The following is a 19,208-nucleotide window of genomic DNA, read 5'->3' on the forward strand; positions in this document are numbered from 1 at the left end:
CTTAGAAATGAATTCAGGTTTATTAGTTTGATCATTTAATATCAATCGTTTACAGCTATTCATGTACAAAATTATCCTGCTTATTGATTTCGCGGAGGATTATAGTAAAAGCCTGATGAAGGGAATCAATAGCTATTCAAGGGAGTTTGGCCCCTGGATATTTTGCCGGATGCCTCTGTTTCATAGGGAGACAGTCGGGCTCGACGGTATTCTCAAGTGGGCTTTAGAATGGAAAGCGGATGGAATTATCGGGCAGCTTTACAATGATAAGGAAATTGGCAAGTTCGTAGAGGCAGGTATTCCGGTGATTGCGCAGGACTTCAAGGAGCGGTTTACTGAAATTCCCAACATCACCGGAGCGTATCATGAAACAGGTCAAATGGGAGCCGACTATTTCCTGAGGAAAGGATTTACCAACTTCGCCTTCTATGGTTTCGGAGATATTGTGTGGTCGCGAGAGCGTGCGGAAGGGTTTGAAGAACGGCTGAAAAGTATGGGACATGAAGTGCATTACTTTGAACATAAGAAAGCGCGTTCAACAGAGTTATGGTACTATAAGCCGAGTTCACTAAGTCGATGGCTGAAATCGTTGCCCAAACCTATAGGATTGATGGCGTGCGACGACAACCAGGGGCAACATATCACAGAAGCTTGCCGTCATTTGGGGATCCGTATTCCTGAAGAAGTGGCTGTATTAGGTGTCGATAATGATGAAATGATTTGCGATCTTTCTGATCCTCCGCTTTCAAGTATTGCACTGGATGTGGAAAAGGGAGGTTACGACACAGCGCGTTTATTGGATCATATGATCAAAAATGGTATAGCCGAATACCACGATATTCTTGTGAAACCTACTCAGGTTATTACCAGACATTCCACGGATATCTATGCGACCAACGATGACCATATAGCGACATCTTTAAAGTTTATCCACCAGAATATTGATAAAAATCTGCATGTGGATGAAGTGGTGAAACAAGTGCCTCTGTCTCGTAGGGCACTGGAAAAGCGCTTTCTGGAAATTACAGGCTACCCGGTATATAAGTATATCTTCAATCTCAGAATTGAAAAGTTTACTCAAAAGTTGCTGGATACGGATATGTCAGTATTTGAAATCGCTCTGGACATGGGGCTCACCGACAGTAAAAATATTGCCCGCCAATTCCGGCAGGTAAAAGGCTGTAGTCCGAGTGTGTACAGAAATAGGTATATGGCGGGGAAGTAGGTGGTTTAATAAGGAGTTAAGAAGTTAGAAGGAGTTAAAGAAGTTAGTCTTTCGGATAATGCTCTTCAACAGCTTACTCCTCTACCTTTTTTCTACAAAAAAACCATCCGGAAAATGCTCCCGAATGGCTAACTACTTATAACTTCTTTACCTCCTGTAACTTCTTCTTAAACCTACCAAATCACAACTCTCGAAGCCTCAGGCAATACCATTTTGTTGCCTTCGCCACAGTTCCAGGCATTCTGGAATTCTTTAAGGTGAGGAAGTGGGCCATTGATACGGGTACGTGCCGGGGAGTGCGGATCAGTCTGAACCTGATTGCGCAATGCCTCATCAGTGGTGTTCATGTGCCATACCTGAGCCCAACCGAGGAAGAATCTTTGCTTCCAGTTGAAACCATCTATCAGTTCAGGTTCCGGTTTGCCTTTCAAAGATTTTTCTAACGCGTAGTATGCGAGGGTCAAACCTCCAAGGTCAGCCACGTTTTCTCCGATTGTCAATGCACCATTGATCTTGAAACCTGGTAGCGCCTCTATACCACTGAAATAATCGATATAACGTTTCGTAAGTTTATCAAAGTTGGCACGGTCGCTGGCAGTCCACCAGTTTTTCAGGTTACCTTCTTCATCAAACTGAGAGCCCTGGTCATCGAAACCATGTGTAAATTCATGTCCGATTACGGCTATAATGCCTCCGTAATTGATCGCGTCATCCGCATTTCGGTTGTAGAATGGCGGTTGTAAAATTCCAGCCGGGAACACAACTTCATTACCAAGCGGATTATAGTAAGCATTCACGGTTTGCGGTGTCATGTACCACTCACTCTTGTCTACAGACTTGCCAATTTTTTTAACTGTCTCCTCATGGCTGAACAAAGATGCCGCCACTACGTTTTCATAAAGCTTATCTTTTTCAATACTAATAGAAGAGTAATCTTTCCATTTGTCGGGGTAGCCAATCTTATATGTAAATGACTTCAGCTTTTTGTGAGCCCGTGCTTTCGTGGAGTCACTCATCCAGGTAAGCTTGTCGATACGTTCACCATATACAGCACGAACGTTTTCGATCATTTCAGATACTTTCTTTTTGTCATCCTCGGGGAAGTATTTTTTAGCAAATAGTTTACCCAATGGCATACCCAGGAGACCGTCTGTAGAGCGGATTGCTCTTTCAGTTCTTGCTCGTTGCTGTTTGGTTCCGCGCATCACGGTAGCGAAGAAACGGAAGTTTTCGTTATCAAAACCCTTTGGAAGATACCCGGCAGCCGATGAAAGTAATTGCCATTTGGTATACAACTTAAGAGTAGCGATCGGAGTCGCCTTCAGCAATTTGTTGGTATTGGTCAGGTAAGCAATATTCTGTAAGATCACAGTATCACTTTTGATATCCTGATTTTTCATGAAAACATCCAGATCGTAATCCGGCAAAAGTGCTTTGAAGTCTTTATAGGCTGTCTTGTTGTACGTTTTTACGGGATCACGTAGTTCTACATTGCTGAGTTGTAGTTTGGCCAGCTTGGTTTCGAAATCAAGAATGGCTTTTCCAGGATTTACATCTTTAAAACCTGCCAGTCCGAACATCGTATCGACATGTTTTACAAACTCGTTACGAACTTTTACAGTGCTCGAATCGGCTCTTTCATAGTAGCTTTTTTCACCCAGGCTCAATCCATCCTGACCCTGATAAAGTGCATTTGTCTTACTATTTTTAGATCTCCGTCAACATAAAAACCTATGACAGTCGAAACGCTTATCTTTTGCAATTCACCGGATACCGATGCAAGATCCTTCAAAGAAGCAATCGATTCTATTTTATCCAGATATGGTTTCAAAGGCTCAATACCTCTTTTCTCGATCGTTGCAGTGTCCAGAAACGACTGATAGTAATCTGCGATCTGCTGCTCTTCTGTACCTTTCTTGCGATCCTTCTGTTTTGTAATTTCTTCGATGATTCCTTTCAGGCGAACCTCCTTGTTTTCTTTATCCAGAATACCGAATGCGCCCCAGCGGCTTTCTGTGCCAGGAATTGGATTATTCTTTTTCCAGCCTCCGTTCGCATAGTTATCAAAGTCGTCGCAGGCTTTATAGGTGGAGTCAAGTGAGGTGATATCGTACCCCGGTACTTTTTCAACAGCCGATTCTTCTTTTTCCTTCTTGCAACCACTGGCAAGAAGTGAAATGGCAAGAAGAGAACAGCTCAATTTGGCTAAACTCATATATTATTTGTTTTTTAAGTTTGTAAACAAATGTAGCTAATTTCACCAACTTCATTTAAATATCCATTTCTGACCTAATAATGATACTTTATGAAATTTAAATTACATCTGCTCGCCTGGCTGGGCGCGGCATCTGTGTTAACCGGTTGTTCTGAAAAGACATCGAACGAAAATGATGCACTGATTAATGGACAGGAATTTTCAAAACACATTGCGGTTCTGGCATCTGACTCCCTAGAAGGTCGCAAGCCTTTTTCTGCCGGGGAGGAGAAAACAATCAATTATCTCAAAACTGAATTTGAAAAATTAGGACTTCAGCCAGGGAATGGTGACAGCTACTTCCAGAAAGTGCCGATGGTAGACATTATGTCGAAACCGGAAGGTAAACTGGTTTTTAAAGGAACAGGTCCTGCGGTTGAGCTGAATTACCTGGATGATTTCGTGGCCGCCTCCAGAAGAGTAAAGGAGCAAGTGGAGCTTGAAAATTCGGAGATGATCTTTGTGGGATATGGTATTGTAGCACCTGAGTATGGCTGGAACGACTATGACGGATTGGATGTCAAAGGGAAAACGGTTGTGGTTGTGGTTAATGATCCGGGATTCTGGGATCCGAAACTGTTCAAAGGAAAAACCATGACTTACTACGGACGCTGGACTTATAAGTTCGAAGAGGCAGCACGCCAGGGCGCAGCAGGAGTTATTCTGATTCATGATACCAAACCGGCAAGTTACGGCTGGGCGGTAGTGCGCAGCGGTTGGTCCAAGTCTAAGTTATATCTACAGGCAGAAGACGATAATATGTCGAGAGCGGCAGTGGAAGGATGGATTACTATGGAGTCGGCGAAGAAGTTGTTCCAGTTAGCTGGTGTATCGGATACGCTTTTGCAGGCAGCCGGAAAAAAAGGCTTCAAACCTGTTCCGCTGAAAGTGAAAGCTTCTATCAGTTTGAAAAATGCGATCAAGAGATCTGAGTCAAACAATGTGCTGGCTGTGTTGCCGGGTACAACCAGAAAGGATGAATATATTATCTATTCCGGACACTGGGATCATTTCGGAAAAGGAGAACCTATTGACGGCGATTCCATTTATAACGGAGCTGCTGACAATGCATCAGGTACTGCGGCATTGCTTGAACTTGCTCATGCTTTCACCAAACTCAAAACCAAACCTGCCCGGTCAATCTTGTTTCTGGCTGTTACGGCAGAAGAACAGGGATTGCTGGGGTCCGACTATTATGCTTCGCATCCGGTATATCCGATCAATAAAACAGTGGCAGATATCAATATGGATGTGCTGCAACCGTTCGGCCGTATGAAAGATCTTATTCTGGTAGGAAAAGGTCAGTCGGAATTGGATGAGTATGCAGATGAGGCAGCGGCCAAACAAGGTAGGGTGACAAGAGGGGAACCGGATCCATCTGGTGGCTGGTACTTCCGTTCAGACCATTTCAATTTTGCAAAAGTAGGTATTCCTTCCATGTACATTGAGAATGGTTCTGTGTCTGTAGAACATGGAGAGGAGTGGGGCGAAGCGCAGAAAAAGGAATACAATGACAAAAGATATCACGCGCCTACCGATGAATATTCAGCAGACTGGGATCTGTCAGGTATAGTAGAGGACATGCAGATTCTGTTCAATGTGGGTGTAAAGCTCAGTAATGAATCTACCTTCCCGGGCTGGAAAGAAGGATCAGAGTTTAAAGCTATCCGCGATAAGTCAATGGGGAAATAATCCCGATGATGTAAAGCAAAAGCGAGTTCCTGTTGCCGGGAACTCGCTTTTACTTTTAATAACAGATCTCAGAATATTAGCTGATTCCTCCCATCCATTTTTTAACTGGTTTCCAGAATATAAGCAATAGCAAACCGAAGCCGATAGAGAATAAAGTAACCTGATTGAATAATCCAGGCATTTGCTCCAGGTTTTCTTCATCAAACCCACCTGCAAACAGACCCGCAATAAGGTTACCCAGGGATGCAGCTACGAACCAGATTCCCATCAATTGGCTTACATATCTTTTAGGAGCCAGTTTGGTATAGGAGCTCAGACCCACCGGACTCAGGCAAAGTTCACCGATCGTATGAATCATGTACGTGAAAGTCAGGAAAAGTGGTGAAGCAAGCTGACCGGTTACGGCTACTTTGGCTCCCATTTCCATAATGAAGAAACCGGCTCCAACAAGAATAAGAGCCAAGGCAAATTTCACCGGAGTAGAAGGATTGATGCCTTTTGAAGACAGGAAAATCCAGAGACTCGCCATAATCGGCGCAAAAATCAGGATGAATGTTCCGTTGAAGTTCTGGAACCAGCTCGAAGGCATTTCCCAACCACCGAATGTGCGCTCGGTATATCGTTCAGCAAAAATCTGCAGAGATGTACCGGCTTGTTCAAAACCTGACCAGAAAATGGCCGCTGCCAGGAAGAATACAATAAGAACGCCCACACGTTTCTTTTCAACGGTAGTAAGTCCGCCGGCAATAAGGATAAACAGGAAGTAGAAAAGAGATACCGTTACGATGATTACGCCTGCTCCCTGCGCCAAACCTTGTGCAGTGGTCATGTTGATCGTATTGGTCAGTTGCAACACAGCAAGGAAAACTACCAGCAGTGCGACAAGTCCGTAGCCAAGTTTTCTTTCAGATCCTGCTTTAACGGCTTCTTCAGGAGTTACAACTTTTGCCGGAGGAACTTCTCCATATCCCCGCAGATACTTGTTACTTCCATAACGGAACACAATAAGACCCAGAAGCATTCCTACAGCGGCTGCTCCAAAACCCATGTGCCAGTTAATTTTCTGTCCCAGATACCCTACGATGGTAATCCCTAGAACTGAGCCGAGGTTGATCCCCATATAGAAAATAGAGAAAGCCGCATCCCTGCGTGCACCACCTTCAGGATAAAGCTCACCAACGATAGAACTGATGTTAGGTTTTAGCAAACCTGTTCCCATTGCTACCACGGCAAGTCCGAGGAAGAAGATGGCTGTACCACCTGGGATTGCCAGGATAATATGCCCCAGCATGATGACAATTCCACCATACCAGATCGCCTTCTTTTGTCCGAAAACATTATCGGCCAGCCAGCCGCCCGGTAATGTGAGCAAGTATACGGATGCGGTATATAAGCCGTAGATCGCAGCTCCTTCCGATGCCTGGAGTCCCATCCCGCCGCGTATTTTGTCCAGAAGGAAAAGAAGCAGAATGGCACGCATACCGTAGTAACTGAAGCGTTCCCACATTTCTGCAAAGAAGAGTACATATAACCCTCGCGGGTGTTTTTGAGATATTTGTTCGGTCATAGGTTAGAGTGGTATTTTATTTATTTTGTTGATTGTTAATTTATCCGTTTTTTTTGAGGGCGCAAGATAGGCATAATGACCTAATAATAAATACTTGTTTGTCTAAACAATCATTTCATGAAGGCATAAAAAAAGCAGGACGCTATAGCGCCCTGCTTTTTCTAAATATAACCTTAATAAGACCTTATTTCACTGAGAAAGATCCTTCTCCAATGGCAAAGCCTTCTGAGTACAATTGCACTACATATTTACCTTTAGCAAACGGAGTTGCACGGTCATAAAGGATACTTACGTCCTGATTGTTATTACCATATACCAAATCCTGGCTGATCGTGTAACCTTGTTTCTGGCCATTATAGTCAAACTCGCCTGAGCCAGTAGCAGCATCAGAAATGGTAGCTCCGGACGGATCTATGATGCGCATGTATACAGTCTTGTTGTCTGTGAGGGTAAGCGGATTTTTCTCAAGTATGAAATCCACTCTTACCTTATCTACCCTTTTAGCTTTCACTTCATCACCTTCACGAACTTTGCCTTTAGATGAAATCGCGTACACTTTCACATTCCTCGCACGAAGGGCAGCAGCAGTTGTAACTTTGGATTCCAGTTCTGCATTTTTGGTTACCACACCTGCCAATGAGTCGCTTACAGCCTGTTTGCTGGTTTGCAGTTCAGTATTGGATTGTACCAATGTTTCGTTTTGGCTAAGCAGTTGCTGGTTTTCTTCTCTCAACTGAGCAATTTCCTCATCTTTTTTAGTCAGGAAGCTTTCGTATTCTTTGATTTTATTACCAAGAGAAGCGTTGCCTTTGCGCAATGCTACGCGGTCTTTTTCAAGAGACTCTTTCATTTTCTGAAGTTCAGCAATATCTCCTCCAAGTCCCTGCACTTCCAGAATTCTCGCATCCAGCTGTTTTGATATAGAGTCGAGTTTGATTTCAGAGGCGGCCAGTTCAGAGACACGTGCTTCAAGGTCTGTTTCCTGTTTATTGGTGATAGCACGTTCCTGATAATAGAGATATCCAAAAACGGCTGCAAGGACGGTCATCAATATAAGTCCTATCAGCATGCCGGTGTTATTCCTGTTTTCCATAAAAATTTAGTTTAGATTAAGTTTGATACCTACACTTTACCAAAAACCATGCCAACACTATACGTTACAACCTGTGGATGTAACAACTAAAAACCCCATCCGGTATTTTAAGCCGTATGGGGTTTGCACTTACTCATGTTTTTTGCAGACGATCAGTAATCTCCGCCGGCTCCTCCGCCACTGAATCCGCCTCCACCGCCGAACCCACCAAAGCCTCCGCCTCCACCACCGCTCCACGAACCGCCACCTCCCCAGTTGCCTGATGAGCCTCCTCTTCCTGAATATGTAGTGTATGGCCAGAAAATTGGTCCGCCCATATCCCTCATTCCTCCACCTCTGCCACCGCGACCTCCGCTATTTTTATTTGCGAAAATAATGATCAGAATAATGGCAAATATGATGAAGAATATAATGATGGGTGCAGGACCGCCCTCATCGTTACTATTACTTTTTGGATCAGCTTTGTATTCGCCGGTAGCGTATTTAAAGATGTCATCAATCCCGCGATCCAAACCACGGTAGAACATACCGTTTTTGAAATCAGGGGTGATCGTCTGGGAAATGATACGTTTTGCGACAGCATCTGGTATCACTCCTTCCATCCCATCTCCGACACTGATGAAAATCTTCCGGTCGGTAGATGCCCACAATAACACGATACCGTTGTTCTTACCCTTTTGTCCTAATTTCCACTCCCGGCCTATTTTTAGAGCATAATCGGCAAGAGGATAATCGCCGGTTGTAGGTACAACTACAATCACGATATCAGTAGAAGTGGAGTCGTTATAAGCAACAAGTTTGCGTTCGAGTTCTGCTACTTCGGTTGGATTAAGCTGTTTGGCAAAGTCGTTTACTAATCGGGGGGGATTGGGTCGTGGAGGAATATCCTGCGCCATAGCCCCCAGAAACAGCAAAGAAAACAGGAAGGAAAAAACGAGGTATTTTTTCATAATAGTTTGTTAGCCAAACGAAATATCGTCAGGCAGTTCGTTGACGTCGTCGGAGCTGTATGGGAAATGTTCTTTCAGCTTAAGACCGGCTTCAAGGATACCCAGACAAAGGCCTTCCGTAAAACGTTGATTTGAAAAATTGCTGCGAAGCAGATCTTTTGTACTGTTCCAGAAGCTGTCGTGTACTTTCTCATGTATACCAATGTCTCCGAAGACGGCAAACTTCCGGTCTTCATACGCAAGGTAGAAAAGTACAGCATTGTGATCCTGTGTCTGATGCATATTCAGAGAACCAAAAACTTCTTTGGTACGGTCCATTACATCACCAGCACATTTTTTTTCTATATGTACCTTTATCTCACCCGATGTCTGCTTTTCAGCTTCACGAATTGCTGCAATAATTTGCTCCTGTTCTTTTTCTGAGAAAAAAAGTGAATTGGCTGCCATGATTACGACTTGAATCGGCGGTACTACCGCAGTGAAACAGGTGATTGAAGTTTTATAAAAAACCGGTTAGCCGATCTGTATCATCACGACTAACCGGTGAAGTTTTAAAACTGTACAGACGGCGCTTTTTCTGAGCCTGCTGCTGCAGTGAAGTAGCCTTTCTGAGCAAATCCGAATACACCTGCGAATAGGTTAGTCGGGAAAGTACGTACTTCCTGGTTGTAGTCTTTCACAACGTCGTTGAAGTCGTTACGGGCTACTGTAATACGGTTTTCTGTTCCTTCCAGCTGAGCCTGAAGTTCAAGAAAATTCTGGTTTGCTTTAAGTTGAGGGTACTGCTCTACTGATACTAACAAACGAGATAGTGAACTACTCAATTGATCCTGAGCTCCCTGGAACTTGGCGATATTCTCAGGAGTCAACTGATCGGCATTGATCGTTGTCTGAGTTGCTTTTGAACGTGCTTCGATAACGGCAGTTAAAGTACTTTTTTCGAAATCAGCTGCACCTTTTACAGTGCTTACCAGGTTTGGTATAAGGTCTGCGCGGCGTTGGTACTGGCTCTCTACTTTTGACCAGGCTTGTTTTACAACCTCATCTTTTTGTACCATTCCGTTATATTTCCCACATCCTACAAATCCCAGAATCAGAAAAACAGCAATAACTGCGATAAGTCCTTTTGACATTTTTATTAATCGTTTAGAGTTAATGAACTTGGTTCAAAGTTGTTCAAAGCTAATGAAATCCTGAGGAAAAACTACATAGCCGGTTTTCTCCCATTACATCGTGTAATTAGAAAGGATAACAGGAGTCTCAATTGGCGCCTACTCCCGCTAGATTATTCCATTTACCCCAATTAACAGAAACGCTGTAGTCGGTCAGGAAGCTTTCGAAATACATTGCTCCCCAGGTCCAGTTGATATTTTCTTTTTGAACGAGATAGCTGGCAGCTTTTTGCCATTCTGCTGAAGATACACATCCGGTTGTTTTCACTTTGGACATAATGTGGTTTATTTCCTCATCTGCCGTTTTCCCATCTATCCATTGCTGAAAAACGGTTTTGTCATTCAACCAGCGCTGTTCAAAATGATGTATTACCCCGCTCGGCTTAAACATCCTTGGTCCATAGCGGAGCAAAGTCCAATGGAAGTAGTCGCGTTCAAACAGACTTTTGAGCAGCGTCTCTTTCAGAGATGCGGGTCCTTGTATGTCTTGCAGGACATGGTAGATGCTTCGGGCCGATATACCGCCCAGTGCCAGATAGTGAGATAACTTGCAATCTGTAAGCGCGTCTGTAGATTCTTCTGACAATGTCTGGTCAGTGATACAAGTTCCGAGGTGTTCCCGTATTGTAGTTTCATGAGAAGTTGCTGAAACATCGATTGAAATGTTCAGACTGCTCGTTTCCTGCGGATCCATTCCCAAAGCAGGCAAAGAAGGAATAACCCCCGCCTCATATTCCAGAGGTAGCGTGATAGCAGAAGGTTCGCTGGCAGGTGTTCCTGTTTTAAGCTGATTTTTGATCTGCTGATAATAGTGATCGAACCCTAATGGAAGCTTTGAGATCGGAAATGGCAGATCTTTAGCATGGCTTAGAGTTTGCATCCAAAATAGCTTTATATCTACATTGCTCACTTTGAGTCTTTTACTCAGCGACGATTCTATACGGGTTTCTTCCGGCCCGATTTCCTTACTGGTATAAACGTATTCGGCACGATAGTCATCAGCCAACTGGGCAATAATGCTTTCGGGTTCTCCGATTCGGATAAGCAGGTCTCCACCTCTTTCACGCAATTTTGCTCTCAGGTTTGCAACAGTTTCTATCAGAAATTGCGCGCGCAGTACACTGGTACGGCGAAAACCAAGTTTGGTGTGCTCAAATTGACGCGGGTCAAATACAAATACAGGGATAATTTCTTTTGCAGCATTAGTAGCAGCCAGAAATGCTTCGTTGTCTGTTAGTCTTAGGTCGTTCCGGAACCAGTAAACGATTCGTTGAGCCATCAGTTAAAAAGTAATACTTGATAAAATTATTTAATGCGCCGGTTTTGAGCGGAATGACATTGCCGGACTGTTTGAATAAACTCGAACTAAGCGTGTTGAGTTCAGTAAATGAAATGGGAGATAATCAGAACAGGGCATGACCCGATGAGTCACGCCCTGTCAAATGTATGAATAAAGAAGTTAGTAGCTCAAAATAGTGAACTCTGTTCTACGGTTACGCTGGTGCTCTTCTTCTGTTTTGGCATTTGGTACAATCAGTTCTCTTTCGCCATAGCCTCTTGCGGTCAGGCGGTCAGGATCTATACCTTTTGAAACCAGATATTCTACTGCAGATTCTGCCCTGTTTTGAGATAGCGTCATGTTGTATGCATCCGTTGCACGGGCATCTGTATGGGAACTAAGCTCAATCGTTACAGTCGGATTGTCCTTCAGTATTTGTACGAGCTTGTCAAGTTCAACAGCAGCGTCAGGCCGGATATTATACTTGTTTAAGTCGTAGTAGATGTTTTCAAGAACAAACGTTTTGTTGAGTTCAAGTTTGTCCAGTTTGATATTTACCTGATACGTTGTATCTGTAAGTACTTTATTCAGGAAAATAGGAGGGATGCTTTTGCCATCCATCGTGAAAGGCTCTCTCTTGCTGATGTATCCCTTTCTTGTAATAAATAGCACATAAGATTTTCCTTCCTCAACGGTCTGTTTGCCAAAATACCCGTCTTTACCAGATGTAAACTCACTAATTTGTACGTCGGAGGTATCAGGAAGAATATGAACCAGGGCAGAATCCAGCGGTATACTGGCTTCCGGATTGTTTTCTGTCACATTTCCTGCCAGGAAGTAACGAACCACCTTTTTCTTTCCGTCAATATAATTTGGATTCTGCGGATTAAGCGGATCGTTTGGATCCAGTTTTTTGACAACAGTAGTAGTGTCCTCTTCCTCAGGTCCATAGAAATAGTAAATATCATCATCGCCTTTGCCGCCTTCTCTGTTAGAAGAGAAAAATCCTTTGTTCAGATCCTTGTAAAAGACCAGCCCAAAATCATCCTGAGGGCTATTAAAAGGCAACCCCATGTTTTCTATCGTAATTACTCCCTGAGTACGCGTAGCAGAAAAAAGGTCAAGTTTCCCCAATCCCGGATGACCATCAGATGCGAAATACAGCTTTCCACCTTCGGCTACATAAGGGAACATGTCGTCTCCGGCCGTATTGATTTCTTTACCCATGTTGACCGGCCTGCTGAAACGACCAGAAGCATCCATGTTAGTCCGGTATATATCAATTCCTCCTACGCCACCTGCACGATTAGATGCGAAGTAGAGCGTTTTGCCATCTCTGGAAAATGCCGGAGAACCATCCCAGGCCAGGGAATCATTGATTGGCAGAATAGCAGGGGCTGTCCATTGACCGTTCACATTACGGCTCATGTATAAATCGACATCAGCTGTTCCTTTTTTCTTTCCGGTGTTACCACGTGCAAATACAAGTGTTTTGCCATCCGGAGAAAATGCAGGTGATCCTTCGTTCGCATCCGGAGCGAAAATCTCAGAACTGAACAGCACAGGATTACCTTGCGTATTTCCCGCATCCTGCGATATGGCTACTTTATAAAGCCCGAGCATTGGCTGGCCATTATTCTTATAAACGACATCTTTACGGGAAGATGAGAATACAAGTTCGTTGCCCAGGATGGCAGGAGAGAATTCAGCGTTGGCCGTATTAAGTGGTATCTCTTTGAGCTGAACATCCATTTTGGTTGTTCGTAGTCTGTCCGTAATCTTAAGAATTTCGATCTCACGTAATGCGCGTTCCTGAAGATTTTTAGGGCTGTTAGGCGCTTTGGCAAATGCAGCAAATTCATTAGAAGCCTCCTCATATTTTCCTGCAGTTTTTAGTGCATAGGCATACTGAAACCGGGCCTCAGGATTCTCAATACCTTCGTCCAAAGCTTTTTTGTAATAGGGAATGGCTTCTTTAAACCGATTGGATAACCGGTAAGACTCAGCAATCAGAAAGCTGGTCTGAACCGGCTCATAATTTTCTGCTGCTGCTTTCTCGAATCCTTTAATGGCGAGATCATACTCTCCGTTGCTGAATTTTTTATAACCATCCTTGTAAGCCTGCATAGCAGAGTTGCAGCTATACAGCAAGGTGCTGATTACAATGATGCTAACAATGAGGGTAAAATTGTACCGCAAAATTCTCATAATTTGAAGGTGTAAAATCAAACGATCCGACTCGCACTTTTGGGTTTTTGAAAAACAATACTAATAAACAACGTTTGGAAATAAAATTATGGGTGTAACCAACATATATTTTTCTGTCGCGGCATTTCAGTGACTTAATAGTGGCATTTTTTGCCATCAGTTTTCGGCCGTTCGGCGCTACTGTTGCTGTGGTAACGACGGAAGTGTGAAGCGCTGTATTTGATTTGGATAACACAGCCGGAGAGATATAAGGGATTGGAGGATTTCAGGATAAGTATATAGGCTGAGTAACGAAAAGGAGTTGCCGGAGTAAAAAAACTTGACAACCTTTTGTAAATCAATACAAATATTATACTTTTGCAGTCCGATTTTTTCGGGAAAACTGTTTTCAAAACAATAGACTGGTGCATTAACCAGATCAAAATCAATTTGTTAAATGCCAACTATTTCACAATTAGTCCGTAAAGGTAGAGAGACCATTACATGGAAATCAAAGTCACCGGCTTTGGATTCCTGCCCTCAGCGTAGGGGGGTGTGTACTCGTGTGTACACCACAACGCCAAAAAAACCGAACTCAGCACTTCGTAAAGTAGCTCGTGTTCGTCTTTCAAACAACAAGGAGGTGAATGCTTACATCCCTGGAGAAGGACACAACTTGCAGGAGCACTCGATCGTATTGATCCGTGGTGGTCGTGTTAAAGATTTACCGGGTGTTCGTTACCACATCATCCGTGGTGCATTGGATACTGCAGGAGTTAACGGACGTAAACAACGTCGTTCGAAATACGGTGCAAAACGCCCTAAGCCAGGACAAGCACCAGCAGCACCAACAAAAGGTAAGAAAAAATAAAAAGTAACTCTCTCTGCTTTTATTAAAGAATATTCTGATAAAAGGGAAGTAATCCGGAACGCTGTTATCCGGGTGAATAAGTTGCAAAACGAAACCTCGTTAAAACATTAAGTACTACAATGAGAAAGTCCAAACCAAAGAAAAGATACATCTTGCCTGACCCGAAGTTCAGAGATGTTCAGGTTACAAAATTTGTTAACAACCTGATGCTTCAAGGCAAAAAAAGCATTGCATTTACTATTTTTTATGACGCTCTTGAGTTGGTAGAGAAGAAAACCAGCGAAAATGGTCTTGAAACTTGGAAAAAAGCATTGAACAATGTTACTCCTGCTGTAGAAGTAAAAAGCCGCCGTGTTGGTGGTGCTACTTTCCAGGTTCCGACAGAAGTTCGTCCTGAGCGCAAGCAGTCACTTGGCATGAAATGGTTGATCAACTATTCACGTAAGCGTGGAGAGAAAACAATGGTAGACCGTCTTGCTGGTGAAATTATCGCTGCTGCAAAAGGTGAAGGTGCTGCTGTTAAAAAGAAAGACGATACCCACCGTATGGCGGATGCAAACAAGGCATTCTCACACTTCAGGTTCTAGTTTTCTTTGGAAGAAAGCATATATGGAAAAGCCAGGCGTACCGTCTGGCTTTTCTTTTTTATTATCAGTTGAAAATAAATCTTTTCTTTATTGTTTTTATAATCAACAATTTATACTTTTGCGCTCTGAATTTTTAAAATGGTGCAAATGTAGCCCTGTTCTAAAGTTTAGAAACGCCTCTCATTAGCATTGCACATCGAATAATAAAAACACATCACCATTTATCATGGCACGTGATCTAAGATTAACAAGAAACATTGGTATTGCTGCTCACATCGACGCAGGAAAAACGACTACAACTGAGCGTATTCTTTACTACGCTGGGGTAAGCCACAAAATTGGGGAAGTACATGATGGTGCTGCTACAATGGACTGGATGGAGCAGGAGCAGGAGCGTGGTATCACGATTACCTCAGCTGCAACAACAGTTGGTTGGAAGTATCGTGATGAAAACTATCACATCAACATCATCGATACTCCGGGACACGTTGACTTTACTGTTGAAGTAAACCGTTCTCTTCGCGTTTTGGATGGTCTCGTATTCCTTTTCAGTGCGGTTGATGGTGTTGAGCCTCAGTCAGAAACAAACTGGCGTCTGGCTAACAACTACAATGTAGCACGTATTGGTTTCGTAAATAAAATGGACCGTTCAGGTGCAGACTTTTTGAAAGTTTGTGCTCAGGTTAAAGAAATGCTTGGAAGCTACGCGGTACCTCTTCAGTTGCCAATCGGTGCAGAAGATACATTCCGTGGTGTAGTTGACCTTGTTAACTTCCGTGGTATCGAATGGAACGAATCAGATAAAGGTATGACTTTTACTGAGGTACCTATTCCTGACGATATGCTTGAAGAAGCAACTGAGTGGAGAGAGAAATTGCTTGAAGCTGTTGCTGAATTCGATGATACTTTAATGGAAAAGTATTTTGAAGATCCTAATTCAATCTCAGAAGACGAAATTCTTGCAGCTTTGCGCGCAGCAACGATCAGCATGAAAATCGTTCCTATGGTTTGTGGTTCTTCATTCAAGAATAAAGGAGTTCAGACTATGCTTGATTACGTGATGGCTATTTTGCCTTCACCTCTTGATCGTGAGAGCATTGTTGGAACAGATCCACGTACAGGAAATGAAATAACTCGTAAGCCATCTGGTGACGATCCTTTCTGTGCACTTGCATTCAAAATTGCTACTGACCCTTACGTAGGTCGTCTTTGCTTTATCAGATCTTATTCTGGTTCTCTTGATTCGGGTTCTTATGTATTGAACAACCGTTCAGGAAACAAAGAGCGTATCTCTCGTATCTTCCAAATGCATGCTAATAAGCAAAATCAGATTGATAAGCTTGAAGCAGGTGATATCGGAGCTGTGGTTGGTTTCAAAGATATCAAAACAGGAGATACACTTTCTGATGAAAAGAACCCAATCGTTCTTGAATCAATGGTATTCCCTGAGCCGGTAATTGGTTATGCAATTGAGCCTAAGAAAGCTGCTGACAGCGATAACTTCTCAAAAGCAATTACTAAGCTGATCGAAGAAGATCCTACTCTGCAAGTTGAATCTAACGAAGAAACTGGTCAGACGATCATCAAAGGAATGGGTGAGCTTCACCTTGAAATCATTATCGACCGTATGCGTCGTGAGTTCAAAGTGGAAGTAAACCAGGGAGCTCCTCAGGTTGCTTACAAAGAGGTTCTTACTAAGAGCTTCGAACACCGTGAAGTTTACAAGAAACAAACTGGTGGTCGTGGTAAGTTTGCCGACATCGTATTTGAAATCGGGCCACGTGACGATAACGAAGAAGGACAAGAGCCAAAAGTGGGTCTTCAGTTTGTAAACGAAGTTGTGGGTGGTGCTATCCCTCGTGAATTCATTGCTCCGGTACAGAAAGGTTTCGAAGCTGCCATGGTAAATGGTGCGCTTGCAGGATACCAGTTGGATTCGATGAAAGTGCGTTTGTTCCACGGATCATTCCACGATGTCGATTCAGATGCACTATCTTTCGAATTGGCTGCTAAGTTAGGTTTCAAAGAAGCGGCTCGTCATGCTGGTTCTAAGTTGATGGAGCCTATCATGCATGTTGAAGTATTGACTCCTGATGAGTATACCGGACCTATTACAGGTGATTTGAACCGTCGTCGTGGTATCATGCGCGGTATGGACACTCGTAACGGAGCACAGGTAATCAAGGCTGATGTACCTCTTTCTGAATTGTTTGGTTATGTTACTGATCTTCGTACAATGTCTTCAGGACGTGCTACTGCATCTCTGACATTCGCTTACTACGAAATCGTACCAAATAACATCGCTGAAGGTGTGATTGAAAAGGCAAAAGGCCTGGTTAAAGCTTAAGACAAATCGGGTGAGTGTGGTGCTGAATCACACTCACCTTTTTTATAATATCAAGCCGGCGAAGTAAATGGTTCTTTCGTTGGTGGATTGTCAGGATAAACTTCTGTACAAGTTTTCTCAGAACCGGATTTAAGAAAAATCATGAATCAAAAAATTCGTATCAAACTACGGTCATTTGACCACAATTTGGTTGACAAGTCAGCTGAAAAGATTGTTAAGGCTGTGAAGGCTACAGGTGCTGTTGTTAGCGGTCCTATTCCTTTGCCAACAAAAACTGAGAAGTTCACTGTTTTGCGTTCTCCACACGTTAACAAGAAGTCTCGTGAACAATTCCAGCTTTGTACTTACAAACGTTTGGTAGATATATTCTCTACAAGCGCTAAAACTGTAGATGCGCTGATGAAGCTTGAATTGCCAAGCGGCGTTGACGTAGAGATCAAAGTATAGTTATCATTACCTGTTAATCAGGTATATGAATTATTGGATGAAGGTCCGGCTTACCGGAAACCACATCTGAGCTCAGAAAAACAGACAATTTCATGTGTCTTAAAACATGAAAAAAGTGCTGTAAAAGACAGAGGTCAGATGTATTACACATCTGACCTTTTTTGCTGATAATCAGCTAGAAATAAATAATAACTGTTTGGATCGAAAAAATTAAATTTCTATCTTTGCAGTCCGTTTTAGGGAATAGGGGTTTTTACCTGCTAATTTAAATTAATTTACATGTCTGGTTTAATTGGTAAAAAAATCGGAATGACTAGTTTGTACAACGCTGACGGGCAGGCTCTGGCGTGTACGGTTATCCAAGCTGGTCCTTGTGTTGTTACACAAGTTAGGTCCGAAGAAAAAGATGGCTACAAAGCTATTCAGTTAGGTTACGGCGAGAAAAAAGAGAAGAACTCGTCAAGACCGTTGATTGGTCACTTCAAAAAGGCCGGAACAACTCCCAAGCAAAAAGTGGTTGAGTTTAAGGAATTTGTTGTTGAGCATGAACTTGGAACTTCACTATCAGTACAGGACGTATTTGAGGAAGGTGAATTCGTAGACGTTGTTGGAAATGCGAAGGGTCGCGGTTTCCAGGGTGTTGTAAAACGCCATGGTTTTGGTGGTGTAGGCGGTCAGACTCACGGTCAGCATAACCGTGCACGTCACCCGGGTTCGATTGGTGCTTGTTCATTCCCGTCACGTGTTTTCAAAGGAATTCGCATGGGTGGACGTATGGGTAACAATCGTGTAAAAATTCAGAACCTTCGTATTCTGAAAGTGATACCTGAGCAGAACCTTTTGGTTGTGAGTGGCTCAGTACCGGGGTCGAAGAATTCATTTCTAATCATAGAGAAATAGTACCAATGGAATTGTCCGTATTAAATATAAAAGGAGAAGATACCGGCAAAAAGGTAAATGTGTCAGAAGATATTTTTGGCATTGAACCTAATACGCACGCGATCTATCTCGACGTAAAGCTTTACCTGGCTAACCAACGCCAAGGAACGCATAAGTCAAAAGAACGTGCAGAGATTAATCACTCTACACGTAAGATTAAGAAACAAAAAGGAACTGGTGGTGCACGTGCAGGTAGCATTAAATCACCGGTGTTCGTAGGTGGAGGTCGTATATTCGGTCCAAGACCACGTGACTACGGTTTCAAAATCAACAAGAAAGTTAAAGTATTGGCTCGTAAGTCAGCTTTATCTGTCAAAGCGAAAGCAGATTCTATTTCAGTTCTTGAAGCATTCACTTTCGATGCGCCAAAAACTAAGTCTTATCTGAATGTTTTGAACTCACTTGCATTAGTGAACACAAAAACATTATTAATTCTTCCAGCGATCGACAACAATGTATACTTGTCGAGCCGTAACATTCCAAAAGCGAAAGTTACGACAGTGGATGCGGTCAATACTTATGACCTGATGTTTGCAGACCGTCTTTTAATAAGTGAATCTGCTCTGTCTATTTTGGAAACCCAATTGAACAAATAATC

At 43.0% G+C, this 19,208-nt stretch carries 16 protein-coding genes and 1 pseudogene; 8 read left to right on the forward strand and 9 right to left on the reverse strand.

Annotated features, from left to right (window positions below):
- Nucleotides 1–61 precede the first annotated feature (61 nt).
- Nucleotides 62–1,225 carry an AraC family transcriptional regulator gene (locus tag DSL64_RS10735; RefSeq protein WP_115830780.1) on the forward strand — a complete coding sequence of 388 codons (1,164 nt, stop codon included), beginning with the start codon at nt 62–64 and terminating at the stop codon, nt 1,223–1,225.
- Between the two features lie 173 nt (nt 1,226–1,398).
- On the opposite strand, the gene DSL64_RS29535 is transcribed toward DSL64_RS10735, so the two are convergent.
- Entirely contained in the window at nt 1,399–2,241 is an 843-nt protein-coding gene (locus DSL64_RS29535; RefSeq protein ID WP_374755828.1) for a M13-type metalloendopeptidase, read from the reverse strand.
- A pseudogene (locus DSL64_RS29540) lies at nt 2,233–3,440 on the reverse strand (M13 family metallopeptidase); the annotation flags it as partial. The gene DSL64_RS29535 and the pseudogene DSL64_RS29540, both read right to left, overlap by 9 nt.
- A 90-nt stretch (nt 3,441–3,530) precedes the next feature.
- Here DSL64_RS29540 and DSL64_RS10745 point away from each other — a divergent pair.
- On the forward strand, nt 3,531–5,171 hold the full coding sequence (locus DSL64_RS10745; RefSeq protein ID WP_115830782.1) for a M28 family metallopeptidase: 1,641 nt from the start codon (nt 3,531–3,533) through the stop codon (nt 5,169–5,171).
- A 76-nt stretch (nt 5,172–5,247) separates the two neighbouring features.
- Here the strand turns inward: DSL64_RS10745 and DSL64_RS10750 are convergent, their stop codons facing one another.
- The 7 genes from DSL64_RS10750 to DSL64_RS10780 form a co-directional block, all read right to left on the reverse strand.
- Entirely contained in the window at nt 5,248–6,738 is a 1,491-nt protein-coding gene (locus tag DSL64_RS10750; protein ID WP_115830784.1) for a peptide MFS transporter, read from the reverse strand.
- Between the two features lie 184 nt (nt 6,739–6,922).
- Entirely contained in the window at nt 6,923–7,831 is a 909-nt protein-coding gene (locus DSL64_RS10755) for a DUF8428 domain-containing protein (protein ID WP_115830786.1), read from the reverse strand.
- Between the two features lie 152 nt (nt 7,832–7,983).
- Nucleotides 7,984–8,781, reverse strand: coding sequence for a TPM domain-containing protein (locus DSL64_RS10760; protein ID WP_115830788.1), 798 nt, complete (start codon nt 8,779–8,781; stop codon nt 7,984–7,986).
- A gap of 9 nt (nt 8,782–8,790) precedes the next feature.
- Nucleotides 8,791–9,228 (reverse strand): TPM domain-containing protein, encoded by a 438-nt coding sequence (locus tag DSL64_RS10765; protein WP_115830790.1) that lies wholly within the window; start codon nt 9,226–9,228, stop codon nt 8,791–8,793.
- A gap of 104 nt (nt 9,229–9,332) precedes the next feature.
- A complete protein-coding gene (locus DSL64_RS10770) occupies nt 9,333–9,914 on the reverse strand; it encodes a LemA family protein (RefSeq protein WP_115830792.1) in 582 nt (193 codons plus the stop codon).
- Nucleotides 9,915–10,041: 127 nt separating this feature from the next.
- Nucleotides 10,042–11,232, reverse strand: a complete 1,191-nt coding sequence (locus tag DSL64_RS10775; protein ID WP_115830794.1) for a deoxyribodipyrimidine photo-lyase — start codon at nt 11,230–11,232, stop codon at nt 10,042–10,044.
- 180 nt (nt 11,233–11,412) lie between these two features.
- Nucleotides 11,413–13,440 (reverse strand): CHU_0125 family OmpA-like outer membrane integrity protein, encoded by a 2,028-nt coding sequence (locus DSL64_RS10780; protein WP_445438702.1) that lies wholly within the window; start codon nt 13,438–13,440, stop codon nt 11,413–11,415.
- A 436-nt stretch (nt 13,441–13,876) separates the two neighbouring features.
- Here DSL64_RS10780 and rpsL point away from each other — a divergent pair, with 436 nt between their 5' ends.
- The 6 genes from rpsL to rplD all read left to right on the forward strand — a co-directional run bounded on the left by rpsL (nt 13,877) and on the right by rplD (nt 19,206).
- A complete protein-coding gene (gene rpsL / locus DSL64_RS10790) occupies nt 13,877–14,290 on the forward strand; it encodes a 30S ribosomal protein S12 (RefSeq protein WP_015813784.1) in 414 nt (137 codons plus the stop codon).
- A gap of 119 nt (nt 14,291–14,409) precedes the next feature.
- Entirely contained in the window at nt 14,410–14,877 is a 468-nt protein-coding gene (gene rpsG, locus DSL64_RS10795) for a 30S ribosomal protein S7 (RefSeq protein WP_115830799.1), read from the forward strand.
- Between the two features lie 226 nt (nt 14,878–15,103).
- Nucleotides 15,104–17,224, forward strand: coding sequence for an elongation factor G (fusA, locus tag DSL64_RS10800; protein WP_115830801.1), 2,121 nt, complete (start codon nt 15,104–15,106; stop codon nt 17,222–17,224).
- Nucleotides 17,225–17,365: 141 nt separating this feature from the next.
- Nucleotides 17,366–17,671, forward strand: coding sequence for a 30S ribosomal protein S10 (gene rpsJ / locus DSL64_RS10805; RefSeq protein WP_015813787.1), 306 nt, complete (start codon nt 17,366–17,368; stop codon nt 17,669–17,671).
- A gap of 279 nt (nt 17,672–17,950) precedes the next feature.
- A complete protein-coding gene (gene rplC, locus DSL64_RS10810) occupies nt 17,951–18,571 on the forward strand; it encodes a 50S ribosomal protein L3 (protein WP_115830803.1) in 621 nt (206 codons plus the stop codon).
- Between the two features lie 5 nt (nt 18,572–18,576).
- Nucleotides 18,577–19,206 (forward strand): 50S ribosomal protein L4, encoded by a 630-nt coding sequence (gene rplD / locus DSL64_RS10815; RefSeq protein WP_115830805.1) that lies wholly within the window; start codon nt 18,577–18,579, stop codon nt 19,204–19,206.
- The last annotated feature ends 2 nt before the right edge of the window (nt 19,207–19,208 follow it).

It is taken from the genome of Dyadobacter luteus (assembly GCF_003383615.1).
GTDB lineage: Bacteria > Bacteroidota > Bacteroidia > Cytophagales > Spirosomataceae > Dyadobacter > Dyadobacter luteus.